At 70.5% G+C, this 23,802-nt stretch carries 26 protein-coding genes and 2 pseudogenes; 20 read left to right on the top strand and 8 right to left on the bottom strand.

Annotated features, from left to right (window positions below; translation table 11 throughout):
- Window positions 1–119: 119 nt before the first annotated feature.
- The 5 genes from rifK (at window position 120) to AB0F29_RS33855 (ending at window position 4,692) form a co-directional block, all read left to right on the top strand.
- Window positions 120–1,280 (top strand): 3-amino-5-hydroxybenzoate synthase, encoded by a 1,161-nt coding sequence (gene rifK / locus AB0F29_RS33875; RefSeq protein WP_361880404.1) that lies wholly within the window; start codon window positions 120–122, stop codon window positions 1,278–1,280.
- Window positions 1,277–2,374, top strand: coding sequence for a Gfo/Idh/MocA family oxidoreductase (locus AB0F29_RS33870; RefSeq protein ID WP_361880401.1), 1,098 nt, complete (start codon window positions 1,277–1,279; stop codon window positions 2,372–2,374). Before rifK ends, AB0F29_RS33870 begins: the two co-directional genes overlap by 4 nt.
- The gene (locus AB0F29_RS33865; protein WP_361880398.1) at window positions 2,371–3,069 is read left to right on the top strand and encodes an HAD-IA family hydrolase; all 699 of its coding nucleotides are present in this window, start codon (window positions 2,371–2,373) and stop codon (window positions 3,067–3,069) included. The genes AB0F29_RS33870 and AB0F29_RS33865 overlap by 4 nt, the downstream gene beginning before the upstream one ends.
- Window positions 3,070–3,075: 6 nt before the next feature.
- On the top strand, window positions 3,076–4,005 hold the full coding sequence (locus AB0F29_RS33860; RefSeq protein ID WP_361880395.1) for an ROK family protein: 930 nt from the start codon (window positions 3,076–3,078) through the stop codon (window positions 4,003–4,005).
- Window positions 4,006–4,173: 168 nt separating this feature from the next.
- Window positions 4,174–4,692 (top strand): MarR family transcriptional regulator, encoded by a 519-nt coding sequence (locus AB0F29_RS33855; protein WP_361880442.1) that lies wholly within the window; start codon window positions 4,174–4,176, stop codon window positions 4,690–4,692.
- A gap of 179 nt (window positions 4,693–4,871) precedes the next feature.
- On the opposite strand, the gene AB0F29_RS33850 is transcribed toward AB0F29_RS33855, so the two are convergent.
- Window positions 4,872–5,276 carry a type II toxin-antitoxin system PemK/MazF family toxin gene (locus tag AB0F29_RS33850; protein ID WP_361880392.1) on the bottom strand — a complete coding sequence of 135 codons (405 nt, stop codon included), beginning with the start codon at window positions 5,274–5,276 and terminating at the stop codon, window positions 4,872–4,874.
- A gap of 360 nt (window positions 5,277–5,636) precedes the next feature.
- On the opposite strand from AB0F29_RS33850, the pseudogene AB0F29_RS33845 reads away from it, so the two are divergent.
- Window positions 5,637–5,771, top strand: a pseudogene (locus tag AB0F29_RS33845) (ISAzo13 family transposase); the annotation flags it as partial.
- 92 nt (window positions 5,772–5,863) lie between these two features.
- On the opposite strand, the gene AB0F29_RS33840 reads toward AB0F29_RS33845, so the two are convergent.
- Entirely contained in the window at window positions 5,864–7,471 is a 1,608-nt protein-coding gene (locus AB0F29_RS33840) for a bifunctional 3-(3-hydroxy-phenyl)propionate/3-hydroxycinnamic acid hydroxylase (protein ID WP_361880389.1), read from the bottom strand.
- Window positions 7,472–7,662: 191 nt separating this feature from the next.
- Between AB0F29_RS33840 and AB0F29_RS33835 the strand changes: the two genes are divergently transcribed.
- The 6 genes from AB0F29_RS33835 (at window position 7,663) to AB0F29_RS33810 (ending at window position 13,434) form a co-directional block, all read left to right on the top strand.
- A complete protein-coding gene (locus AB0F29_RS33835) occupies window positions 7,663–8,418 on the top strand; it encodes an alpha/beta fold hydrolase (RefSeq protein ID WP_361880386.1) in 756 nt (251 codons plus the stop codon).
- Window positions 8,419–9,133: 715 nt separating this feature from the next.
- Window positions 9,134–9,511, top strand: coding sequence for a cation:proton antiporter (locus AB0F29_RS33830; protein ID WP_361880383.1), 378 nt, complete (start codon window positions 9,134–9,136; stop codon window positions 9,509–9,511).
- A gap of 64 nt (window positions 9,512–9,575) precedes the next feature.
- Window positions 9,576–10,019 carry a type II 3-dehydroquinate dehydratase gene (locus AB0F29_RS33825; RefSeq protein ID WP_361880380.1) on the top strand — a complete coding sequence of 148 codons (444 nt, stop codon included), beginning with the start codon at window positions 9,576–9,578 and terminating at the stop codon, window positions 10,017–10,019.
- 141 nt (window positions 10,020–10,160) lie between these two features.
- Complete coding sequence (ccrA, locus tag AB0F29_RS33820; RefSeq protein ID WP_361880377.1) at window positions 10,161–11,519, top strand: crotonyl-CoA carboxylase/reductase; 1,359 nt, start codon at window positions 10,161–10,163, stop codon at window positions 11,517–11,519.
- A gap of 2 nt (window positions 11,520–11,521) precedes the next feature.
- Window positions 11,522–12,559 (top strand): ketoacyl-ACP synthase III, encoded by a 1,038-nt coding sequence (locus AB0F29_RS33815; RefSeq protein WP_361880374.1) that lies wholly within the window; start codon window positions 11,522–11,524, stop codon window positions 12,557–12,559.
- Complete coding sequence (locus AB0F29_RS33810) at window positions 12,556–13,434, top strand: 3-hydroxybutyryl-CoA dehydrogenase (protein ID WP_361880371.1); 879 nt, start codon at window positions 12,556–12,558, stop codon at window positions 13,432–13,434. The genes AB0F29_RS33815 and AB0F29_RS33810 overlap by 4 nt, the downstream gene beginning before the upstream one ends.
- An 84-nt stretch (window positions 13,435–13,518) precedes the next feature.
- Here AB0F29_RS33810 and AB0F29_RS33805 read toward each other — a convergent pair.
- The 3 genes and pseudogenes from AB0F29_RS33805 to AB0F29_RS33795 form a co-directional block, all read right to left on the bottom strand.
- Window positions 13,519–13,922 (bottom strand): annotated as a pseudogene (locus AB0F29_RS33805) (transposase); the annotation flags it as partial.
- Window positions 13,897–14,769 (bottom strand): undecaprenyl-diphosphate phosphatase, encoded by an 873-nt coding sequence (locus AB0F29_RS33800; RefSeq protein WP_361880368.1) that lies wholly within the window; start codon window positions 14,767–14,769, stop codon window positions 13,897–13,899. The gene AB0F29_RS33800 and the pseudogene AB0F29_RS33805, both read right to left, overlap by 26 nt.
- Window positions 14,770–14,945: 176 nt before the next feature.
- Window positions 14,946–15,668 carry a VTT domain-containing protein gene (locus tag AB0F29_RS33795; RefSeq protein WP_361880364.1) on the bottom strand — a complete coding sequence of 241 codons (723 nt, stop codon included), beginning with the start codon at window positions 15,666–15,668 and terminating at the stop codon, window positions 14,946–14,948.
- A 49-nt stretch (window positions 15,669–15,717) separates the two neighbouring features.
- Here AB0F29_RS33795 and AB0F29_RS33790 point away from each other — a divergent pair, with 49 nt between their 5' ends.
- The 4 genes from AB0F29_RS33790 to AB0F29_RS33775 all read left to right on the top strand — a co-directional run bounded on the left by AB0F29_RS33790 (window position 15,718) and on the right by AB0F29_RS33775 (window position 18,852).
- The gene (locus AB0F29_RS33790; protein ID WP_361880361.1) at window positions 15,718–16,431 is read left to right on the top strand and encodes a DNA alkylation repair protein; all 714 of its coding nucleotides are present in this window, start codon (window positions 15,718–15,720) and stop codon (window positions 16,429–16,431) included.
- 73 nt (window positions 16,432–16,504) lie between these two features.
- Complete coding sequence (locus AB0F29_RS33785; protein WP_361880358.1) at window positions 16,505–16,660, top strand: hypothetical protein; 156 nt, start codon at window positions 16,505–16,507, stop codon at window positions 16,658–16,660.
- A 95-nt stretch (window positions 16,661–16,755) separates the two neighbouring features.
- Entirely contained in the window at window positions 16,756–17,931 is a 1,176-nt protein-coding gene (tuf, locus tag AB0F29_RS33780) for an elongation factor Tu (RefSeq protein ID WP_361880355.1), read from the top strand.
- Between the two features lie 75 nt (window positions 17,932–18,006).
- A complete protein-coding gene (locus tag AB0F29_RS33775) occupies window positions 18,007–18,852 on the top strand; it encodes a fused MFS/spermidine synthase (RefSeq protein ID WP_361880352.1) in 846 nt (281 codons plus the stop codon).
- A 48-nt stretch (window positions 18,853–18,900) separates the two neighbouring features.
- Here AB0F29_RS33775 and AB0F29_RS33770 read toward each other — a convergent pair whose 3' ends face one another.
- Window positions 18,901–19,992, bottom strand: a complete 1,092-nt coding sequence (locus tag AB0F29_RS33770; RefSeq protein ID WP_361880349.1) for a hypothetical protein — start codon at window positions 19,990–19,992, stop codon at window positions 18,901–18,903.
- Window positions 19,993–20,113: 121 nt separating this feature from the next.
- On the opposite strand from AB0F29_RS33770, the gene AB0F29_RS33765 reads away from it, so the two are divergent.
- Window positions 20,114–20,551: a DUF4442 domain-containing protein gene (locus AB0F29_RS33765; protein ID WP_361880439.1), complete on the top strand. Its 438-nt coding sequence runs from the start codon at window positions 20,114–20,116 to the stop codon at window positions 20,549–20,551.
- A gap of 100 nt (window positions 20,552–20,651) precedes the next feature.
- Here the strand turns inward: AB0F29_RS33765 and AB0F29_RS33760 are convergent, their stop codons facing one another.
- Window positions 20,652–21,182, bottom strand: a complete 531-nt coding sequence (locus tag AB0F29_RS33760; RefSeq protein WP_018957855.1) for a gamma carbonic anhydrase family protein — start codon at window positions 21,180–21,182, stop codon at window positions 20,652–20,654.
- Window positions 21,183–21,358: 176 nt separating this feature from the next.
- Between AB0F29_RS33760 and AB0F29_RS33755 the strand changes: the two genes are divergently transcribed.
- The 3 genes from AB0F29_RS33755 (at window position 21,359) to AB0F29_RS33745 (ending at window position 23,436) form a co-directional block, all read left to right on the top strand.
- Entirely contained in the window at window positions 21,359–22,108 is a 750-nt protein-coding gene (locus AB0F29_RS33755; RefSeq protein ID WP_361880346.1) for an acyltransferase, read from the top strand.
- A 156-nt stretch (window positions 22,109–22,264) separates the two neighbouring features.
- The gene (locus AB0F29_RS33750; RefSeq protein WP_361880343.1) at window positions 22,265–22,837 is read left to right on the top strand and encodes an XRE family transcriptional regulator; all 573 of its coding nucleotides are present in this window, start codon (window positions 22,265–22,267) and stop codon (window positions 22,835–22,837) included.
- Window positions 22,838–22,881: 44 nt separating this feature from the next.
- Window positions 22,882–23,436: a YbaK/EbsC family protein gene (locus AB0F29_RS33745; RefSeq protein ID WP_361880340.1), complete on the top strand. Its 555-nt coding sequence runs from the start codon at window positions 22,882–22,884 to the stop codon at window positions 23,434–23,436.
- An 80-nt stretch (window positions 23,437–23,516) separates the two neighbouring features.
- Here the strand turns inward: AB0F29_RS33745 and AB0F29_RS33740 are convergent, their stop codons facing one another.
- Window positions 23,517–23,708, bottom strand: a complete 192-nt coding sequence (locus AB0F29_RS33740; RefSeq protein WP_361880337.1) for a hypothetical protein — start codon at window positions 23,706–23,708, stop codon at window positions 23,517–23,519.
- Between the last annotated feature and the right edge of the window lie 94 nt (window positions 23,709–23,802).

The raw sequence follows: 23,802 nt of genomic DNA, 5'->3' as shown, positions 1-23,802 counted from the left end.
GTCGCACTCTTGGGTCTGATCCTCGAGGTGGAACCTGCGGTCGGCCGCGTGCCCCGCCCACTTTGTGCCGTCCGTCGGCCATCAGCCGAGAAATGTCCGAAGTGGAGATTTGGAGATATATGAACCCGCGACCGGCACCAGAGTTTCCCTCCTGGCCGCAGTACGACGACAGCGAGCGCACCGGCCTGATCCGGGCCCTGGAGCAGGGTCAGTGGTGGCGCATGGGCGGGTCGGAGGTGGACTCCTTCGAGAGTGAGTTCGCCGACTTCCATGGTGCCCCGCATGCGTTGGCCGTCACCAACGGCACCCATGCCCTGGAGCTGGCGCTGCAGTGTCTGGGTGTCGGTCCGGGCACGGAGGTCATCGTGCCGGCCTTCACGTTCATCTCCTCGTCCCAGGCCGCTCAGCGGCTCGGCGCGGTCGCTGTCCCCGTCGACGTCGATCTCGACACGTACAACATCGACGTGGCTGCCGCGGCGTCCGCCGTCACCCCTCGGACCAGGGTGATCATGCCCGTGCACATGGCGGGGCTCATCGCTGACATGGACGCGCTCGACAAGCTTTCCGCGGACACCGGCGTGCCCCTGCTGCAGGACGCCGCCCACGCGCACGGTGCCCGCTGGCAGGGCAAGCGGGTGGGCGAGTTGGGTACGGTCGCCGCGTTCAGCTTCCAGAACGGCAAGCTGATGACCGCCGGCGAGGGTGGTGCACTGCTTTTCCCCGACGAGGAGACGTACGAGGCCGCCTTCCTGCGGCACAGCTGTGGCCGGCCGCGCACCGACCGCCGCTACATGCACCAGACTGGCGGCACCAACATGCGGCTCAACGAATTTTCTGCGTCCGTGCTCCGCGCCCAGCTGGGCCGCCTCGATGCCCAGCTCACGCTGCGCGCACAGCGCTGGACACTGCTGTCCCGGCTGCTCGGCGAGATCGACGGCGTCGTACCCCAGGGAGGCGATGCGCGCGCCGACCGGAACTCTCACTACATGGCCATGTTCCGGATCCCCGGCATCTCCGAGGAGGGCCGCAACGCCCTCGTCGACACGCTCGTCGGGGCCGGGCTGCCTGCCTTCGCCGCTTTCCGGGCGATCTACCGCACCGACGCGTTCTGGGAGACGGCCGCGCCCGACACCACCGTCGACAGGCTCGCCGCGAGCTGCCCGAACACGGAGGCGATCAGCACCGACTGCATCTGGCTGCACCACCGGGTGCTGCTCGCCTCCGAGGAAGCCCTCCACACCACGGCCGAGATCATCGCCGACGCGGTGGCCGCACGATGAAGGTCCGCGCTGCCGTCGTCGGACTCGGCTGGGCAGGCCGCGAGCTGTGGCTCAGACTGCTGAGCGAGCACAAGGACTTCGAGGTGGTCGCCGCCGTCGACCCCGACCCGGCCTCCCGGGCAGCCGCCGTAGCGATGGGCCTGCCCGCCCACACCACGATCGACGCCCTTGACCCCCGCACGGTCGACATCGCCTTCGTCGCGGTACCCAACCATCTGCACGCCGAGGTAGCGGCCGCCCTGCTCCGCCGCGGGATCTCCGTCTTCCTGGAGAAGCCGGTCTGCCTGACCACCGCCGAGGCCGACGCCCTCGCCGCGGCCGAACAGAACGGCGGGACACTGCTCGCCGGCAGCGCCACCGCCCATCGCGGCGATGTCCAAGAGCTTGCCGGGCTGCTGCCCCAGGTCGGCCGGATCCGCCATGTCACCCTGGCCTGGGTCAGGGCGCGCGGCGTGCCACAGCCCGGCGGCTGGTTCACCCAGCGCAGCAAGTCCGGTGGCGGTGTACTCGTCGACCTCGGCTGGCACCTGCTCGACGTCCTCACCTACCTCCTGGGCCCCGCCCCCGTTACCCAGGTGATCGGCTCGGTCTCCGACGACTTCGTCAGCAGCAGTGCCTGGTCCGCTGCCTGGCGCGAGGACCAGCCCACCGACGTCCCGGCCGGCAACGTCGAGGACACCGCCCGAGGCTTCCTGCTCCGCGAGGACGGCATCTCGGTCTCGCTACAAGCCAGCTGGGCTTCGCACGAGGCGCTGGACGCCTCCGTCATCACCATCGAGGGCAGCGAGGGAACGGCACGGCTGCACTGCACCTTCGGCTTCAGTCCCAACCGGGCCCCCGAAGGGGTGCTGACCCTCACCCGGGAAGGCATCACACAGCAGATCCCGCTGCCCGCCGAGCCGATCGGCACCGAGTACGGACGCCAGCTCGACAGCCTCGCCGGGCTCCTGGCCGACCCGGGCCGACGCGGTGTGGCCGTCGCCCAGGCCCGTAACACCGTCCAGCTGGTCGAAAGCTTCTACGCATCGGCCCGCGCCGCACGACCTGCGGAGCGCGCCCCATTCACCCCCCACACCATGGTGAGGACCGCATGACCACAAGGTCAGAACACATCGCGGCAACGACCTCCGAACAGCACTTCCCAGTCTCCAGACAAGCAGTCATCTTCGATCTCGACGGAGTCGTCGTCGACAGCTTCGCGGTGATGGGCGAGGCCTTCTCCCTCGCCTACGCCGAGGTCGTCGGCCGAGGCGAGGCGCCCTTCGAGGAGTACCAGCGCCATCAGGGCCGCTACTTTCCCGACATCATGCGGATCATGGGTCTTCCGCTGGAGATGGAGGAGCCCTTCGTCCGTGAGAGCTACCGGCTCGCCCCCCACGTTCAGGTGTACGACGGTGTTGTCGATGTGCTGAGGATGCTGAACGAGCGCGGCCTCCGGCTAGCCATCGCCACCGGCAAGGCAGGCGAGCGCGCCCGGTCCCTGCTCGACGTCCTCGGCCTGCTTCCCTACTTCGCCCACGTCATCGGCTCCGACGAGGTGCCCCGGCCCAAGCCCGCCCCCGACATCGTCAGACGCGCGCTCGAACTCCTCAACGTTCCCGCAGACCGGGCCATCATGATCGGCGACGCCCCCACCGACCTGGCCAGCGCCCAAGGCGCCGACGTCACCGCCGCAGCCGCACTGTGGGGCTGCCACGACGAGATCGGACTGCTCGCCGCCGGCCCTGACATCGTCCTGCAACGGCCCGCCGACCTGCTCGTCCTCTGCCCGGCCCTCCCCGGCCACTGAGACGGAATGACAGCCTCACCGCCGTCGTGGCATCTGGGCATCGACATAGGGGGCACAAAGGTCGCCCTGCGCGCCGAGTCGACGGACGGCCGTACCGAGGAGCACACGTTCTTCTGGCCGCACCACGAAGACGGACCGGACAGCGACCTTGCCCTGCTGTCGGACGGCATCACCACCCTGGCGGCCCGCACAGGCGAGGGTTTCCAGGCCGCCGGGGTCGCCGTCCCCGCCACGGTCGGCCCGGACGAGCAGATCACCTCCTGGCCCAGCCGACCGTCATGGACCGGCCTCGCCCTGGGCCCCGCGCTACGCGCCCTCGTGCCCGGAGCGGCCGTCGCATGGGCGGACGACGGCGACGTGGCCGCCCTCGCCGAGGCCGCAGCGGCCGACTGCGCCAATCTGCTCTACGTCGGCGTCGGTACTGGCATCGGCGGCGGCCTGGTCCTGGGCGGCCGGCTGTGCCCCGGCCCGGGCCGCGGCTCCTTCGAACTGGGCCATCTGGTCGTCGAGTTGGGCGGCCCAGTGTGTGTCTGCGGCCGCCAGGGCTGCCTCCAGGCGATAGCTTCGGGGCCGGCCACTCTGGCCCGGGCCGGCGAGCTCCACGGCGAGCCGGTCACCTACGAAGAGCTGCGCGAAGCACTCCGTACCGCCCGCCCGTGGGCTACAGCCGCGATCGACGGCACCTGCCGGGCCCTGGCCACTGCCATCATGGGGGTCACCGAACTGCTCCACCCCGGCCTGGCTGTGATCGGAGGCGGATTCGCGGTAGGCATCGACGACCTGGTCGACCGCATAGCAACCCACCTGACATCCCTCTCGCGTCCAGGCCACCCTGCCCCACCAGTCGCTCCGGCGCGCCTGGGTGGCCTTTCCTCCCTCCAGGGCGCGGTCCACCTTGCCCGAACCGTCACCGACGGAGCCCTACCGCTGTTTTAGGCTGCCCTGCTCCCGGCTCTGCGAAGGCATCCGCGGCGTCGCAGCCGTCAACGGAGCCGGACCGACTGAACTCTGCCCCAATGGACCGCCGAGGCGCATCGGTGGCTGAAACGACATCGGGGAAAGGTGCATGAATTCATTAAAGATTCAAGGAGTCTTGTGCGAAAAGTGAAGGATGCGAGGAAGGCATGCTCATCCACCGCAAAGCTCCGATGGCTCACCGATGAGCAGCAACGCATCTGGCGCTCCTATGTCCACGCGGCCACGCTCCTCGAGGACCACATGTGCCGCCAACTGCAGCGTACTGTGAATATGCCTCATAGCTATTACAGGCTCCTGGTGAACCTCGCAGAGTCCCCTCACCAGCGGCTGCAGATGACAGAGCTGGCGATGCGCGCGAAGATCACCCGGCCCCGGCTCTCGCACGCCGTCGCACGTTTGGAGAAGGACGGCTTGGTACGGCGCGAGGAAGCTCCCTCCGGCAAGCGGGGCACGTTCACGGTGCTCACAGAGGAGGGCCTGGAGGCCCTCGGACGGGCCGCTCCGGGTTATGCGACAGTCGTGCAGCATGCCCTGTTCGACCGGCTCACCCCTCAGCAGCAGGAGTCCCTCGGCGTGATCATGCAGATCGTCACCGATGGACTCCAGGCGGACAAAGCGGGTGCCGACCTTCCCTGGCTACGCTAGGAGTGCTGCTCCCCAGTCTGGTCGACCTGCCGGGCCTGCCCGAGGACACCCGGATCATCATCCGCCGCGCATGCCCGCATCCCGGCGTCCAGCTGCCCCTGTTCGATGTGACGGCTGGTCAGTGTCGATCATCTGGATGAGACCTGCCTCGCCGTCAGGAACGTCCGTTCCTTCTCCGCCTACTCGGATCCACCGAGACGGAGGGCATCCCTGATCTCGCTGAGCTTCACGGGCGTCGACGGGGTCCGCTCCTTCGCCTGTCCACTGAGGCGGAGGGCGTCCTCGATCTCGCTGAGCTTCGCGGGGGACAGGGCGCCTGCCCGCTCGATCAGGTCGCCCCGGGACAGGGTGGTCAGCCACGTGCAGGGAGTAAAGCCCGGACGCGGGAGCGCGAACCGCAGCACGCCTTCGAAGGGCAGTCCTTCCATGGCGCCTACTGCCACTTCGACGGCCAGGCCGCTGATGTCGACGCCCGCCGGAGCGACGATTTGCATCACCCGGATCCCGGACGCATCGTCTCCCGCCAGTAGTACGACCAGCCGCCGCTCGTCGAACTCGGCCCACCAGACTTCGCCACGTTGCACATGTCCTCCTGACACAGGACGGCAGACGGTCGCCGCACGACCCTGACACGCTGTGGAGACGGCTGCGGCCACTGTTGATCATCGGTGCGTGAAGACAAACCATCACGCGGTGGCCGCAGGTCACAGTGTACCCAGCCCGCTGGCAGGAGGCCCGGCGACGTCCGGATCGCAGGCCTGTTAACGCGGGTCGAACCCCGGCTTCGCGTCCGGCAGTTGGTACTCGGCTTGCTGTCGGACCTGCCGCTCAAGAACTCGCTCGGTCATGGCGGAATCACTTTGGTAGCTGCCGCCTTTCGAACCAGCGCGGCCGCCATCGCACGCGGCATCACCGCACTGGAGACGCACGCCGCTCCGGCGCACCGTATCCGGGCTTCGGGAGGCGAGCGCAAGCCGTTGACGGCCACTGACACTGGTCTGTTGCCGGCTCTGGCGATGCTGATCGAGCCGCATACCCGTGGTGATCCCGTCTCCCCGCTCCGCTGGACCACCTCCAGCCCGATCCGCGGCACGATCTGCTGTCGAGCTTGATGGCGCGTCAGTCGAATGGACTCGAAACCCCGGCGCTGAACGGCACAAAGGGAGAACCGCTACTGGAGTACTAGGTGGGCCCGCAGGTCGTCCACCAGCGCCGCCGCTGCACCCAGGCCTGAGGCCGCCCCATACACGTGGTAGTCCGGACGGATCAATACCGCGTCGGCCCCGTGGCGAGCCAGGAAAGTGCGGTAGACGCCGCTCACGTCGGCCACCGACATGTTCTGCGGCGTCCCGTCCTCGGGGAGCAGCGTCACCACGTGCGTGCCCAAATCCGTGAGGAATGCCGACTGCTCCGCGTCGAGGTCGGCGTCCGCGCCCTCTGCCAGCATCAGAACGAAGCCGCGGCCGACCACATCGTCGAAAAGGCCAGTGCCTCCAAGGCTGCGTATCCGGCCCTGGGGGACCACCTCGCCCGCCGGGGATATGGGCGCCCCGTCCACTCTCCGGTGAAGGAGCCCCTCGGTGAGGGGCAACGCCGGGTCGGGGGCCGCCGGACCGCGGCCGCGGCGGCCCGCCAGGATCGTGGAATCGCGCTCGGCCGCAGACACGGGGTCCGTCACGCAGATCACCCGGCCCAGCTGGACTGAGGACAGAATCGACTTGTGTACCTGCGCGCGGCGTTCCTCTGTGTAGGTGTCGAGAAGCGACTCCGGGGCGAGGCCGCCCATGACCAGGTCCAGCTTCCACGCCAGGTTGACGACGTCGCGGATGCCTGAGCACATGCCCTGCCCGGCGAACGGCGGCATCAGATGGGCCGCGTCCCCGGCCAGCAGTACCCGACCGACCCGCCACTGCTCGGCCCAGCGGGACTGGAAGATGTACGTGGTGCTGCGCAGCAGCGTCGCCGTGTCAGGGGTCACCCCGTAGGGAGCGAGAAGCCGCCAGGCAGTTTCCTCCCGGTTCAGGGCCGCGGCACGCTCGCCGGGCAGCCGCATGAACTCCCAGCGCCGATGCCCCGGACCGCTGCCGACCAGGGTGGTAGGCCTGGCAGGGTCACAGATCTGGACGTTGGTGGGGACGAACTCGCCCGTCTCGTGCAGCTGCACATCGCACAGCAGCCACTCGTAGGAAAAGCCGAGATCGGTGACCGGCACATCCAGATGGTCCCGGACGAAGCTGTTGGCACCGTCACAGCCCACCACCCACCTCGCGGTGTACGTCTGGGCTGCGCCGTCCTCGTCCTCGGCCGTCACCACGACCCGGTCGTCCTGCTCCTCGATTCCCACCACCTGGCGGCCCTGTACCACAGTCACTCCGGGCAGCCCGGCTGCCCGCGAGGCCAGCAGTTCCTCGAGGGCGGGCTGGTGCATGGTACTGGCGTCAGGCCACCCGTACGGGCCCTCTGTGCGAAAGGCGATGTCGAGGAGGACCTCACCGTCGGCGGAATGCCACTGGTAACCGGTGGCGGGCTCGGTGATCCGGCCGAGGCTCGAGCCCGTCCCGCAGCCGGCGAGCAGCCGTGCCGTCTCGCCGTCGAAGCTGGTCGCCCTGGGCAGGGTGTAGGGCCGTCGGCGCCGTTCCAGGACGGTGGTCCGTCGGCCGCGCTGTGCCAGCAGGATCCCGAGAGTGGCCCCGACTGGGCCATTGCCGACGACAATCACGTCCACATCTGTCTCGGGGCTCGCGTTGGCGGGCTGCATGTGCGGTGACGTCTCGGGCACGAAAAACCCCTCGTCGCAGGGTGGTTAGCGCAGGCACAACTGCCGGAATCGGAACGGCGCAAGACTAACAATCCGTACGGCGTTCGGGCCGCTCGAGGGCTTGGGACTATCAGATCTGGGGATACGCGGTTCCACCTGCACGAACCTAGACTTCCGATATCCCCTCACCAACCACGAGGAGCTCGTCCGGCATGCCTCAAGCAACGGCGCAGTTCGAGAAATGGGTGAGTATCTCCCACCCCGCGCCGCAGAGCAATGTGCGGCTTGCGTGCTTTCCGTACGCGGGCGGCGCTGCAAGCTTCTTCTTCCCGGTGTCCAAGGCGCTGCACCCGTCGGTGGAGGTGTTGGCCCTCCAGTACCCAGGTCGGCAGACCCGGCTCCACGAACCGAGGATCGAAAACGTCCCCGAGTTCGCGGACCAGATCTTCGCTGCGCTGCGGCACCTGGACGACAAGCCACTGGCCCTGTTCGGCCACAGCATGGGCGCTGTCCTCGCATACGAGGTGGCGCTGCGCATGCAGGACGCCGGGCTGCCTGCGCCGGTACGGCTGTTCGCGTCAGGTCGGCGGGCGCCGTCCCGCTATCGCGACGAGGGGGTGCATGCGGCGAGCGACGCTGAATTCGTGGCCGAGCTCAGGGCGCTCAGCGGAACCGACGAGATGCTGCTCGGCGACCCGGAGGTGCTGGCGATGATCCTGCCTGCCATCCGCAGCGACTACACCGCCATCGAACGGTACCGGCACGAGCCCGGCCGACGCCTCGACTGCCCGGTGACCGTGCTCACCGGAGACAGCGACCCCCGAGTCTCCCTTGATGAGGCCGAGGCATGGGCCGCGCACACCACCGGGGCAAGCGAAACGGAGGTCTTCCGGGGCGGCCACTTCTTCCTCGTGGACCGCGTAGCCGAGGTCATCGGCCTGGTGGCCCGGCGGCTGGGGCCGTTCTGAAAGACCTCCGCGACGTCGCGGCACGCACGAACACCGCGCCGCTCCTTCTCGCCCGGAGGTCACAAGAGAGGCCCCCGGGCCTGCGGACCAATCCGACCCTTTGATCGGGAGAGAAGCCGAGATGCCCCTCGCCGCCCCCGCGCCGGCCATCGGACACCACGCCCTGCTGGTGCTCTTGCTCCAAGGTGCGGTCCTCCTACTGTTCGCCCTCGTCCTCGGCCGGCCGGCGATGCGCTTCAGTCTGCCCGCGGTCACCGGCGAACTACTTGCGGGAGTCCTCGTCGGCCCATCCTCCTGCAGCCGCTACTGCCCAGCTGCTCCGGCTGGCTGCTGCCCGAACAGGCAGCGCAGATGAACCTGCTGGATGCGGTCGGCCACCTGGGCGTGCTGCTGCTGGCCGGCGTCACCGGAGCCGAGATGAACTTCGCCCTGGTCCGTCGGCGCGGCCTCGCCGCGGCCAAAGTCAGCGTCGCGGGCCTGCTCCTGCCCTTGGGCCTCGGCATCGCCACCGGCTTCCTGCTGCCGAGGGCGTTCGTGCCCGCTAGCGCCGATGCGTCCTTCTTCGCGGCGGCGATCGGCCGCCCGCTGGTACGGACCGTACTGCGGTGGGCCGACCGCTCCGAGAGCGCCATTCCCACAGTCCCCGCAGCCGTCGCCAGCGGCGTGGTGGACCCGGCGAAGCTGGAACCTCCGCGGACCATGGTCCTCGCCGTCCTTGCACCGATCTTCTTCAGCCACCGCCGACCTGCGCATGGACCTCACCGCTCTGGCCCGGCCGACCGCCCTGGGCGCGGCCGCCGCGGTGCTTGCCGTGGCCGTCGCCGGCAAGTTCGGCGGCGCGTTCATCGGCGCCCGGCTCAGCAGGCTCAACCGGTGGGAGGCGCTGGCCCTCGGCGCCGGCATGAACTCGCGGGCCGTCGTCGAGGCGATCGTGGCCATGACAGGCCTCCGTCTCGGCGTCCTGAACACCGAGACGTACACGATCGTCGCTCTGGTTGCCATCGTGACGTCCCTGATGGCGCCGCCCATCCTGCGGTACGCATGGCCCACGTCGAGGAGACCGCCGGAACCATGCTCGGGATGGACACCCTGACAGCCGCCCCCGATGGGCCCCCCGGACCGGATGCGGTTCGGACCTTTGAACGACGAGGTGACACATGAGCACGATGCTCCTACTGAACGGTCCCAACCTCGGCATCCTGGGCCGCCGCGAGCCCGAGATCTACGGCACCGACACCCTGGCCGACATCGAGCAGGCGGTCGCAGACGAGGTGAGCGGGCAGGGCTGGAAGGTCCTGTCCCTCCAGCGGGAGTCGGAGGGCGATCTGGTGAGCGCTGTCCACGAGCACGGGCCCGACAGCGTCGGCGCCGTGGTCAACCCTGGCGCCCTGATGATCGCCGGCTGGAGCCTGCGGGACGCGCTCGCGAGCTACGAGCACCCGTGGATCGAGGTGCACCTGAGCAACGTGTGGGCGCGGGAGCAGTTCCGGCACGAATCGATCATCGCTCCGTTGGCCTCCGGCGTCGTGGTAGGCCTCGGCGCGTTCGGCTACCGCCTGGCGGCCCGAGCCCTACTGCACGTAACCGGCGCGGTCCGATGACCAAGCCGACGCCGGACCGGCGCGCCGCCCCTCGACCCCCGTAGACGGCGGCAGATGGGACCTGTACGCGGGGTGAGGGCCGAGCCCGACACAGAAAAACCGATCGTTTCACCAGCCCCACATGGCTTGACGAGGAGCCCGATGATGTCACTCTCCGATGCAGTAAGTGCCGGTGCCGGCCCGCAGGAACTGGCCGCCGCGGAAGTGCCGGCGGAGTTCCTCGCCGCGCACCTGCGGATCGAGGACGAGAAGATCTTCGAGGGGGTCGAAGGCGACCGCGACGTGCGCAAGACCCTCCACGTGGGCACGGTGCCGATGCCGGAACTCGCGCCCGACGAGGTGCTGATAGCCGTCATGGCCAGCTCCATCAACTACAACACGGTCTGGTCCGCGACCTTCGAACCGTTGTCGACCTTCGGCTTCCTCCAGGCCTACGGGCGCCAGGGCGGCTGGGCGAAGCGGCACGACCAGCCCTTCCATGTCCTCGGCTCGGACGCCGCCGGAGTGATCGTCCGCACCGGTTCCGGCGTGCGGCGCTGGCGGGTCGGTGACCACGCGCTGGTCAACGCGGCCTGTGTCGAGGACCAGGAGGCGTCCGTCCAGGCCGACGGGATGCTCAGCGAGAACCAGCTCGCCTGGGGCTTCGAGACCAACTACGGCGGCCTCGCCCACTACACCATCGCCCGGGCCAGCCAGTTGATCCCGAAGCCGGCACACCTGACCTGGGAGGAGGCCGCCTCGGTCCCGGCCTGTGCCGGAACCGCGTACCGGATGCTGGTCAGCGACCGCGGCGCACGGATGAAGCAGGGGGACGTGGTCTTGATCTGGGGCGCGTCCGGCGGACTGGGAGCCTACGCCGTTCAGCTGGTGAAGAACGGCGGCGGCATCGCTGTCGGAGTCGTCGGCTCCGAGGAGAAGGTGCGAGTGGCGCGCGCCCTCGGCTGTGACCTGGTGATCAACCGTGAGGAGTACGACTTCGGCGGTGACGCCGACGACGAGCCGGCGGTCGCGGTGGCGCAGGGGAAACGGCTGGGCCGGCTCATCCGTGACGGCGTGGGCGAGGATCCGCACATCGTCTTCGACCACGTGGGCAAATCCACCTTCGGTACCTCGGTGTTCCTCGCGCGGCGCGGAGGCACCGTGGTGACCTGCGGTTCGAGCACCGGCTACGAGCACCGGTTCGACAACCGCTATCTGTGGATGCGTCTCAAGCGCATCATCGGCAGCCACGTGGCGAACCTCCAGGAACAGGTCGACACCGCACGACTGTTCGACCAGGGGTCGCTGGTGCCCGCACTGACCTCGCTGTTCCCGCTGGAGGAGGCCGGCGAGGCGACCCGGCTGGTGCAGCTCAACCAGCACATAGGCAAGGTGGGCGTGCTTTGCCTGGCCGACCGTCCGGGCCTGGGTGTGACCGACCCCGAGCGGCGCGCCCGGATCGGCGAGGACCGACTGACCCTGATGCGCGCGTACGCGCACGACAGCGGGCCGGCGGCGTGACCATGGAAAGGGAACAGGGGTACGTCACATCCGTGCTGGGGACCGGCGCCTACCTGCCCGAACGGGTGGTGACCAACGAGGAGATCGAGGCCCGGGTACCCGGTGCCTCCGCCGAGTGGATCGCCGGCAGAACCGCCATCGTCGAACGGCGGTACGCGGCACCGGACGAGGCAGCGTCCGACCTGGCTGTCCACGCCGCGCGCGCCGCCTTGGACCAGGCCGGACTGGACGCGGACGGCGTCGACTTCATCATCGTCGCCACGACGACCGGTGACGCCCCGATCCCCTCCACCGCGTCACTGGTGCAACTGGCGCTTGGCGCCCACCGGGCTGCCTGTTTCGACGTCAACATCGCCTGCACCGGGTTCGTCACCGCGCTGTCCATCGCCCGGGCGTACGTGGCGCTGGACCCGACGACGAAGGTCCTGGTCATCGGCACCGACGTGTGGACCCGGTTCATCGACTTCGACGACCGGGCAACCAGTGTTCTGTTCGGGGACGGAGCCGGGGCCGCGGTCATCGGCTCCGTCCCGCATGCGCCCGGCGATCCGGAACGCGGCCTGCTCAAGGTCGAGTTGGTGAGCCGGGCCGACGCCCACGAGCTGATCAGCATGCCGGCCGGGGGCAGCCGCCGTCCCGCCTCCGTCGAGACGGTCGCGGACGGTGGCCACCTGCTGAGCATGCAAGGCCGGGGGGTGCGCGACTTCGTCCTGGACAACGTCCCCGGCCTCATCGCCGGGTTGCTCAAGCGCTCCGGCTACGAACCGGCCGACGTGCAGCATTTCGTGCCGCACCAGGCCAATGGCCGGCTGGTGGCGGAACTGGCCGAGGTCAGTGGTCTGGAGCGGGCAGACGCCCATCTGCCGTTGCGTCACAGCGGCAACATCGGTTCCGCGTCGGTGCCGGTCGCACTTGACGCGGCCAACCGTTCCGGCCTGCTACGGGACGGCGATCTGGTGCTCCTGGCGGGCTTCGGCGCGGGTATGGCGGCCGGTGCCGCCCTGCTGCGCTGGACCGTGACCGAGGGCGGGACTCGATGAGGACGACGGTGGAACGACTGGGCGTGATCGGTTGCGGGACGATGGGCGCCGGCATTGCCGAGGTGAGCCTGCGCGCCGGGGTGGAGGTGACGGTCCTGGTCTCCGCTCCGCACCGGATCGAGGACGCGGTCGGACGGCTGACGGCCGCGTTCGCCCGCGCGGTGGCCAAGGGCCGGATGACGCTGCCGGAACAGGCGGCGGCCATGGCCCGGTTGCGGGTCACCGCCGATGTCGAGAACCTCGCGGACCGGCAGTTCGTCGTGGAGGCCGTGGCCGAGAGACTCGATGTGAAACGACGGGTGTTCAAGGCGGTGGACGGGGTGCTGGCCGACCCTGCGGCCGTCCTGTCCTCGACGACCTCCAGCCTGCTGGTCGGCGATCTGGCGGAGGCCACCGGTAGAGCCGGGTCCGTGGTGGGAATGCACTTCTTCAATCCCGTACCGCTGATGCCCCTGGTCGAGGTGGTGGTGACGGACCGCACCTCACCACAGTGCGCCGCGTCGGCCGAGTCCTTCGCCAGGGACACCCTCGGCAAGGAGGTGATCCGCACCGCGGACCGAAGCGGGTTCGTGGTCAACGCCCTGCTCGTGCCGTATCTGATGGCGGCGGTCAGGATGTACGACCAGGGCATCGCCGACGCTGACGACATCGACCGGGGAATGGTGCTGGGCTGCGGACATCCCATGGGTCCGCTCGCGCTGCTCGACCTGATCGGGATCGACACGATCACCGACGTGGCCCGCTCGATGGCGGAGAACTCCGACGACCTGGTCCCCGAGCTGCCCCCTTTGCTCACCCGGATGGTCCGGGAGGGCAGACTGGGCCGCAAGACGGGCCACGGCTTCCACCGGTACGACGAGTCCTCCGGATCCTGACCCGACGACCGACCCGGGTTCCTCGGGTCGTGGGTGTGCAGGGACGGTGCCGAGGTTCAGGTGGCCGGCCGTGGCACGCCCTAGGCGAGCGAATGCGCTGGTCAGCGCGGACCGCCACGGCCAGATCGCGGCGATCCGCAGGTACGTGCGGCGTCCGCCGCGGGTGATGCGGGCAGCTGCGTTCAGCAGCCGGTGGCGGAGCTTCTTCGGCTCGGCGGCTGCGAGTTCGCCCTCCAGCAGGAGGCGAGTCCGGGCGAGCAGGCCGAGGGCGGTCAGGGATAGCTCCAGCCACGCTCGATTGGCGTGGAAGTGTCGGGAGGGGAAGCGGCCCAAGCCGGTGGTTTTGCCGCAGCGCATGCGGTCCTCGACGCGGGCGTGCGCGCGGTGGCGGACTGGCGTGTCGGGTGCGCCGGCGGGCTGGTTGGTCAGGCCACTGGAAGGGCAGTGTTGGCGAGCGATGGTTCAGCCGCCGGATTCGCCCGCGTGCGGGCTCAGGACACCTGCTCCCACCAGCACGAACAGCAGGATTCCGAGCAGGATTCGGTAGATCACGAACGGCATGAAGCTCTTCGTGGTGATGAATTTCATGAACCACGCGATGACGGCGTATCCGACGAAGAACGCCACCAGCGTCGCGAAGATCGTCGGGCCCCAGGAGATATGCCCCTCGCCCACGTCCTTGAGCTCGTAGGCGCCCGAGGCGAGCACCGCGGGGATCGCCAGCAGGAACGAGTAGCGGGCGGCCGACTCGCGGGTGTAGCCCATCAGCAGACCACCGCTGATCGTCGCGCCCGACCGGGAGACCCCGGGGACCAGCGCCATCGCCTGGCAGAACCCGAAGATCAGACCGTCCCTGACCCCCAACTCCTTGAGCGTCTTGCGCTCCTTCACCACCCGGTGCTTGCCGCCCGACTCGTCGCGCGCGGCAAGCCGGTCGGCGATGCCCAGCACGATGCCCATGCCGATCAGCGTCGTCGCGATCAGCCGGAGATCGCGGAACGGCCCCTCGATCTGGTCCTTGAGCGTGATGCCCAGTACGCCGATGGGGATCGAGCCGACGATGACCAGCCAGCCCATCTGGGCGTCGTGGTCACCGCGCATCGAACGGTCCGTCAGCGAGCGGAACCACGCCGACAGGATGCGTGCGATGTCCTTGCGGAAGTAGATGAGCACCGCCGCCTCCGTGCCGATCTGGCTGATGGCGGTGAAGGCGGCCCCCGGGTCGTGCCAGCCGGCGAACGCGGCGGTCAGCCGCAGATGGGCGCTGGAGGAGATCGGCAGGAACTCGGTCAGTCCCTGAACGAGTCCCAGGACGAATGATTCGAACCAGCTCATGGGGCTTTGGCCATCCCGGAGGTGATCGTGCATCGGCCACGGACGACTGGGCCCGGGCTGCGTGCGGAGTACGGAGTGCGGTCAAGGGCAACAAGCACATCGAGGTCGCGGGCAGCGTATCGCCCGAAGGTAAACATCAGGCCTACTGCACCGGTCGTCCACGTGCCGCCGTACGTTCAGTCCTCCGGCGTGTCGCGGCCGAGCCGGTGGCGCTTGCGCCAGGCGACCAGCGCCCCACCGAGGGCGGACAGCACGATGAAGGCCATGGCGGCCAGGAAGACCGGCGAGGTCGGCGACGCGGCCTCGCTGCCGGCTATCACGTACGCCGCCGTGTTCGGGATCGACCCCAGCCCGGTGGCCAGGAGGAACGGCGGGGCGCTCATCCGGGAGGTCGCCGCGCAGTAGTTGGCGGCGGCGAACGGGATCCCGGGGAAGAGCCGCAGCGCCAGGACGGACCGGAAGCCGTGCCGGCTCAGCACCCCGTCCGCGGCGGTCAGCAGCCTCCCGCGCAACAGGGTCCGCAGCGCGTCCTGGCCCAGCACCCGGCCCAGCATGAACGACACGCCCGCGCCCAGCACCGTGCCCGCCAACGCCGCCGCGAGACCCGCCTGCGCGCCGAACAACGCGCCCGCGGCGATGTTGAGCAGCGGGCGCGGCACGAAGGCGACCGTCAGCGCCCCGTACGCCAGCCCGAAGAGCATCGCGGCCGTGCCCCCAGTCAGCTGGGGCGGCCAGCCCGACGCCAGCAGCCGCTGTGGTTCGAACAGCAGCATCGTCGAAGCGGCCCCCAGCAGGACGACCACGAGCAGGGAGAACCGGGACCACGGCGACAGCAGCGCCCGGGAGAGGCGCAGGGCGGGACCGGTGGCGGGCCGGGCGGAGGGGACGGGGTCGAACATTCGGGGAGAGTAACCGAAAACGCTGTGTGATCGCCGTAATGTGCCTCGCGTGAACCCCGACGCCGACGCCCACGACCCGCCGGACAGCACCCTCGCCGACACCGTCCTGGAGCGGCTCGTCGCCGTCTACGCCCCGGCCGCCGACCCCGTACGGGGCGAGGGAGCCGCCGCGTACATGAAGCACGTCGCCCCCTTCCTCGGGATCCCCGCCCCCGAGCGCCGGGCCCTGTCGCGGACCGTGCTGGCGGGCGCCGGGCGGCCGGACGAGGCGGACTGCACGGCGATCGCGCTGCGCTGCTGGCGGCTGCCCGAGCGGGAGTACCAGTACTTCGCCGCCGACTACCTTCGCCGGTACGTGGGCCGCTGCACCTCGGGCTTCCTGCCCGTCCTGCACCACCTCGTGACCACCGTCCCCTGGTGGGACACGGTCGACGCGCTGGCCGCGCATGTCGCGGGACCCCTGGTCGCCGCCGATCCGGCACTCGCCCGGGAGATGGACCGGTGGATCGACGACCCCAGCCTCTGGGCGGCCAGGACCGCCCTCCTGCACCAGCTGCGCTACCGGGAAGCCACCGACACCGACCGGCTCTTCGGCTACTGCCTGCGCCGCGCGGACCACCCCGACTTCTTCCTCCGCAAGGCGATCGGCTGGGCCCTGCGGGAGTACGCCAGGACCGACCCCACCGCCGTACGCGACTTCGTCCAGGGAGCCGGAACCCGCCTGTCGCCGCTCTCCGCGCGCGAGGCGCTCAAGAACCTCTGAGGCGGAGGGAATGCCGCGCGAAGGCCGGGAAAACCATTCGACGCGGCCGCCCCGCCCGGCCATGATCGGGGGCATGTTCCGGTACGCCTTCCCCGCAGCGCCGTCCGCAGTCGCGGACGCGCCGAAGGCTGCCGCGAACGACGCGGCCCTCGCGGCGGCGTTCTCCGCGGAAGCGGCAGCGGCAGCGTGCACCGCTGCCGCAGCGCCCATCGGCGGCGCCCGAAGCTGACCCTCCTCCGACAGTCCGGCGGACCCCGTAAGGGGAGGGTCGGCGGGGCCCTGGGGTCTTCTCTTCTCAGCTTCGAGTTCTTCAAGGAACGAGCCATGTCCAAGACGGCATACGTACGCACCAAGCCGCACCTCAACATCGGCACCATGGGCCACGTCGACCACGGCAAGACCACCCTCACCGCCGCCATCACCAAGGTCCTCAGCGAGCGCGGCGGCAGCTCCACCTCCTACGTGTCCTTCGACCGGATCGACCGGGCCCCCGAGGAGGCCCAGCGCGGCATCACCATCAACATCGCGCACGTCGAGTACGAAACCGACACCCGCCACTACGCGCACGTCGACATGCCCGGACACGCCGACTACATCAAGAACATGGTGACCGGAGCGGCGCAGCTCGACGGGGCGATCCTCGTCGTCTCCGCGCTCGACGGGATCATGCCGCAGACCGCCGAGCACGTCCTGCTGGCCCGTCAAGTGGGCGTCGACCACATCGTCGTCGCCCTCAACAAGGCCGACGCGAGCGACCCCGAGCTGACCGACCTGGTCGAGCTGGAGGTCCGCGAACTGCTCTCCGCGCACGGGTACGGGGGCGACACCGTCCCCGTGGTCCGGGTCTCCGGGCTCAGGGCGCTGGAGGGCGACCCACGGTGGACGGCGGCGATCGAGGGGCTGCTGGACGCCGTCGACACGTACGTACCGATTCCGGTGCGCTACACCGACGCGCCGTTCCTGCTGTCCGTCGAGAACGTCCTGACCATCACCGGCCGGGGCACCGTCGTCACCGGCGCCGTCGAGCGCGGCACCGTCCGCGTCGGTGACCGGGTCGCGGTGCTCGGCGCGGACGTCGAGACGGTCGTCACCGGTCTGGAGACCTTCGGCAAACCGATGGAGTCCGCCGAGGCCGGGGACAACGTCGCGCTGCTGCTGCGCGGGGTGGAGCGCGACCGGGTCCGCCGCGGCCATGTGGTGGCCGCGCCCGGCAGCGTGGTGCCGAGCCGCCGGTTCACCGCCCAGGTGTACGTCCTGTCGACGAAGGAGGGCGGCCGGTCGACCCCGGTGACCACCGGCTACCGGCCGCAGTTCTACATCCGTACGGCGGACGTCGTCGGCGATGTCGACCTCGGCGAGCCGGCCCTCGCGCGCCCCGGCGACACGGTCACGATGACCGTGGAGCTGGGCCGTGACGTGCCACTGGAGTCCGGTCTCGGCTTCGCGATCCGCGAGGGCGGCCGCACGGTCGGCGCGGGCACGGTCACCGCGCTGCTCTGAGCACCACCGCTGCCCGTCACCCCCCGCCCCCCGGGGGCGGCGGGCAGCGGGGGCGCGAGAGGCGACAATGGAGGCGTGAACGAGCCGATACCCGTCATCCGCGAGGTCGACTGCGGCACCGCCCGGCTGCTGCCCGACGTGGACCGCGACCGGGCGTGGCTGCTCACGGTCGACGACGCCCCCCAGTCCTACGTCGACCTCGACGACCCGTCCCACCTGGAGTTCGAGTACGTGCGCCGGCTCGCCCACGTCGTGGACGGTGCGGCCGGGCCGGGCGAGCCCCTGGACGTCCTGCACCTGGGCGGCGGGGCGCTGACCCTGCCGCGCTACGTGGCGGCGACCCGCCCCGGATCGCGCCAGGACGTCGTCGACGCGGACCGCGAGCTGCTGCGGCTGGTCCGGGAGCATCTGCCGCTGCCCGAGGGCAGCGGCATCTCCCTGCACGCGGCCGACGCCCGCGAGCGGCTGGAGGCGGCTGTCCCCGCCTCCGCCGACCTCCTGATCGCGGACGTCTTCGGCGGCTCCCGTGTTCCCGCGCACCTCACGTCCGTCGAGTACGCGCGGGCCGTGGGCCGGGCGCTGCACGGGGACGGGATCTACGCCGCCAACCTGGCCGACAGTGCGCCGTTCGCCTTCCTCCGCTCCCAGCTGGCGAACTTCGCCGCGGTCTTCCCGGAAGTCGCGCTGATCGGGGAACCGGCCGTACTGCGCGGGCGGCGCTTCGGCAACGTCGTCCTGCTCGCCTCGTACGCACCCCTCGACGTGGCCCCGCTCGTCCGCGCCTGCGCCGCCGACGCCTTTCCCGCACGGGTCACCCACGGCCCCGCGCTGACCCGGTTCATCGGCGGGGCCCGCCCGGTTCCGGATGCGGAAGCGGTCGCCTCGCCCGAACCGCCCGACGGAGCCTTCAGCGTCGGCTGAGGCTCCGTCGGGCGGTTCGGGGGCGGGAGGGGACGGGGCGGGTGCGGGTCAGCCGGTGGGCTGGCCGGAGAGGCGGACCGTGCTCAGGATCTTCTGGATGGTGGTGTCCGGAAGCTCGTCCTTGACGCCGGCGGCGGCGTAGAGGACCCAGGTCGAGTAGTCGCCCTTGGAGTTCTTGAAGGAGAAGGCGATCGACTTCCCGTCGCTGTCGCACTTCTCCTTGTTGGCGAGGCCCAGCGCGGTGCCCTGGACGACGCTGCCGGAGAGACCCGACTCGGTGGTGTACGCCTTGGGTTTGCTGGTCTTGACCTTGGTCTTGGGGTCCAGCTGGGCGTAGGCCGCCCACACCCAGTTGGCGGCCTCGATCCTCGCGGCCTCGTCGGTGCTCTTGGCGCCCTGGGCGCCCTTCGTCCCGACGCCGGCCAGCCCGGTGTCCTCCTGGCTGCCGTCCCCGTCGGAGTCGTCGACGCACCACTTGCTCTTGTAGTAGGCGGGTGCGGAGAAGCCGGCGACCGGCTTGCCGGTGGGCTCCTTGGCGTCCTCGAAGCCGGAGAACATTCCCGCGCTCGCGACCTCCCAGTCACCGGGAACGTCGAACTGCGTGCCCCACTTGGGGTTGGTGACGACCTTCCAGCCCGGAACGACCGGCTTGGGGTCGCTGTCGGAGCCCCGCGGGTTCTCGGCGGGCGGCGCGGAGCCGGTTTCCGTCTCGCCGGGCTTGGCGCTCGGCGACGCGGACTTCTTGTCGTCGGCGACGGTCTTGCCGTCGTCGTCCTTGCCGAGGACGAGGAAACCGGTGACGCCCGCCGCGACGACGACGGCCGTCGCCGCGACGATCGCCACGATCGTCGTCTTCTTCTTGTCGTCGCCGGGCTTCGGCCCGCCGGGCGGGCCCGGGACGGCGTACTGCGGCACCGTCGGCTGCTGGTAGGGATGGGGCTGCTGGTACCCGGGCTGCCCGGCGGGCGGGCCCTGCGGGTATCCGTAGCCCGGCTCCGTGGGCTGCCCCGGCTGACCCTGCGGCGGATATCCCGGTTGCTGATAGGGATTCGGCTGCTGGTACCCCGGCTGCTGGTACGGGTTCTGGTTCTGGTCCTGCGGGTTCTGCTCGCCCCCGGGCGGCTGCGTTCCTGGCCACATGGCCAGTAACCATAGAGGGCTCGCCAGGCCACTTCTACGGCCGCCCTGTCCCAGAGCCGTCACAAGGGGATGGCCAAACGGTGCTACTGGTGAGTAACCTTCGGGCATGAGCGCTGAACAGATGACCGTGGGCGAGATGCTCGTCGCGACGGTCCCGATGGCCCGCACCCTCAACCTCGACTTCCTGGAGACGACGCCGGAGCGCGCCGTCGTCCGGCTGCCCGACCAGGCGGAATACCACAACCACCTCGGCGGACCCCACGCCGGAGCGATGTTCACGCTCGCCGAGTCCGCCAGCGGCGCGATCGTCATCGCGGCCTTCGGCGACCAGATGTCGCGCGCCGTGCCGCTCGCCGTGAAGGCCGAGATCGGCTACAGGAAACTCGCCAAGGGCGAGGTCACGGCGACCGCGACCCTCGGCCGCCCCATAGCCGACGTCGTCGCCGAGCTGGACGCGGGACAGCGGCCGGAATTCCCCGTCGCCATCGAGATCCGGCGCGCCGACGGCGCGGTCACCGGCGAGATGACCGTCGTGTGGACCCTGCGCCCCAACAGCTGAGACGTTCCCACGGCTGAGGATCCGCCGTACGCATCCGGGCCGCCGCCCCTCCCCGAACGGGAGGGGCGGCGGCCCGGTGCGCTGTGGCCAGGTCCGGGCATCAGCCCCCGTGCGCCTCGCGGTGCGCCTTCGCCAGCTCCACGTACCCGGCCGCGTTGAAGCGGATGCCCTCCAGCTCCTCGACGGTCAGTGGCCGCTTCACCTTCGCGGGCACCCCCGCGACGAGCGAGCCCGGCGGCACCCGCATCCCCTGCGGCACAAGGGCCTGCGCCGCGACCAGCGAACCCGCCCCGATGTGCGCGCCGTTGAGCACCGTGGCGCCCATTCCCACCAGCACGTCGTCCTCGATCACACAGCCGTGCAGCACCGCGTTGTGACCGACCGAGACCCGCGCGCCCACGGTGAGCGGGAACCCGGGGTCGGTGTGCACGCTGCAGTTGTCCTGGATGTTGCTGTCGGGGCCGAGCGTGATGGGACCGCAGTCGGCGCGCAGCACGGCCTGGTACCAGACGCTGGAGCCCGGGGCGAGCGTCACCTCGCCGATCACCACGGAGGTCGGGGCCACGAACGCGTCCACATCGATGTCCGGCTCCTTGCCGCCCATGCCCGTGATCAACGCCTGCTCCGCCATCGCCTGCTCCTTCGCGCCGGTGTGGTGCTTCCGGGCCTTCCCGCCGAATCGTCGGATCCGCCGGACCGGGCCGTCTCACACGGTAGGGGACAGCTTCCCGCGCACGCCGCCCGGTGGGGCGAACATCACAGGTCATCGCACGGGTCGCCCACCGCGCCGCCGACTACCGTGAGCGCGTGCCGAAGAACCGGAACGCGTTCTCCTTCCTCGCCCGCGGGCCGCGCCGCGCCGCCTCCCGCGCGGTCCACCTCGGCTGGGCCTGGGCACAGCGGGCGGGCGCGGTCACCGCCGAGCACCCCGGGCGGCTGCTGTTCCGCGCGATCGGCACGGGGACCCGGCTCGCCTTCCCGCAGGGGACCGTGTTCGGGGAGCCGTGGATCGAGCTCGGCGCGCACTGCGTCATCGGCGAGCAGGTCACGCTCACGGCCGGGATGATGCCGGACCTGGACCTCGGCCCCGACACCGTCCTCACGCTGGGCGACGGCGTGGTGCTGGGGCGCGGCAGCCATGTGATCGCGGACACGACGGTGACGATCGGCCCGGACACGTACTGCGGCCCGTACGTCTACATCACCTCGACCAACCACAGCTACGACGACCCCCACGAGCCCGTGGGCAAGCAGTGGCCACGGATGGAACCGGTGGCGATCGGGCCCGGCTGCTGGATCGGCACCGGCGCGGTGATCCTGCCCGGCGCCCGGCTCGGCCGGAACGTCGTGGTCGCCGCGGGCGCGGTCGTCCGGGGCGAGGTCCCCGACCACGCGGTGGTCGCGGGGGCCCCCGCCCGCGTCGTCCGCAGCTGGGACCCGGAGAAGGGCTGGCAGCCGCCCCTGCGCACACCGGCGCCCGTGCCGATCCCCGAAGGCGTCACGCCCGAACAGCTGCTGGCCCTCGCGGAGCTGGACGAGGCGCGCGAAACACCGTAGGCCCGCGGTGGCGGTTCAGCCCGCCGGACGCGGGAGCGCACCGTGGCGCAGTGCAATATTCTTGACCCCGGCATGCGCCGTACGCGACCCAGCACGCCGCACCCAGTACGCCGTACTGCGCCGCCCGCACTCCGCCATCCACCGCAGGGACGGTACGTGTCCGACCTCGACCAGCTCACCCAGTCGCTGGCCCGCAACCTCAAGCGCTGGCGCGGGGAGCGCGGCTTCACCCTCGACGCCCTCGCGGCCCGCGCCGGGGTCAGCCGCGGGATGATCATCCAGATCGAGCAGGCGCGGACGAACCCGAGCGTCGGCACCACCGTCAAACTGGCCGACGCGCTCGGCGTCAGCATCACCACCCTCCTCGACCACGAGCAGGGCGCCCAGGTCCGGCTGGTCCCGGAGAGCCGGGCGGTCCGCATGTGGTCCACCGATGCGGGCAGCTCCACCACGCTGCTCGTCGGCGCCGAGGCCCGCGGCCCGCTCGAACTGTGGACCTGCCGGCTGATGCCCGGGGAGGGCACCACCTCCGACCCGCACCCCGAGGGAACCGTCGAACTCCTCCATGTGACCGAGGGCGAACTGACCCTCGTCGTCGACGGCCGCATCCATCCCGTCCCCGCCGGAACCTCCGCCACCTTCGAGGCGCACGTGCCGCACGGCTACCGCAACGAGGGCTCCGAACCGGCCGTGTTCACCATGGTCGTCGCCATCCCGCCCGTCCGCTGAGACGCCCGGACGGTCCCGCCCCCGCCGCTGCTAGCGTGAGCGCCATGCGCGCACCCATCGGCACCTTCGAGGACGCCGCTCCCACCTCGGAACGGCTCGACCTGCTCCCCGCCCCCGTCGTCACGGCCCTGACCGCCGGCTGGGGCGAGTTCACCGCCGAGCAGGTCGTCCACGTCGACAGCGACCCGGCCGTCGCGGACACCGCGGTCTTCGCCGAGCACTACGGCGTGGAGCTGCTGGACACCTCGGCCAACTGCGTCGTCGTGGCGGGCAAGCGCGGCCAGGACCTCACCCTCGCCGCCTGCGTCGTGCTCTCCCGCACCCGGGTCGACGTCAACGGGGCGGTCCGCAGACACCTCGGCGCCCGCAAGGCCTCGTTCGCGTCGATGGACACGGCGGTCGGCGAGAGCGGCATGGAGTACGGCGGCATCACCCCGATCGGCCTGCCCGCCGCCTGGCCCCTCCTGCTGGACCCCGCCGTGGTGGACGAGGAGTGGGTCCTGATCGGCAGCGGCAGCCGACGCGGCAAGCTCATCGTCCCCGGCAAGGCGCTCGCCGCCCTCCCGGGCGCCGTCCTCGTCGAGGGCCTCGGCGTCTGAACGCGGGCGCCGGGACCCGGGTCAGAAGAGCGGCGGGTCGACGCGCCGTACCGATCGGTCGGCGCCCTTCAACACGTCGATCACGCGCTCGCGCGTGTCGCCCACCCGGTCCGTGACGCGTAGCCGCACGTGGAGGCCCGGACTTCCGCCGGCGCTTCCTCGGTGAACCAGCCGATCGACGTCGGCCCCTGCGCGGGAAGGGGCTTGTCGGCGCCGATGAAGTGCAGGGAGAAGACGCTATTCCTCCGTATCGCCCGCTGCCACGTCCGCATGCCTCGGTCCCCCCGTCGGCCCCTGTTCGAGCAGAGTCACTCCAGGGACTCCGAAAGCGGCCCGACAGAGCGCGTGTTCGGGCAGTCGCTCCCT

The organism is Streptomyces sp. NPDC026589 (genome assembly GCF_040638385.1).
Classification (GTDB): Bacteria; Actinomycetota; Actinomycetes; order Streptomycetales; family Streptomycetaceae; genus Streptomyces.
Note: the sequence above shows the minus strand (reverse complement) of the source record. Positions and strands in the feature narration are given on the sequence as shown.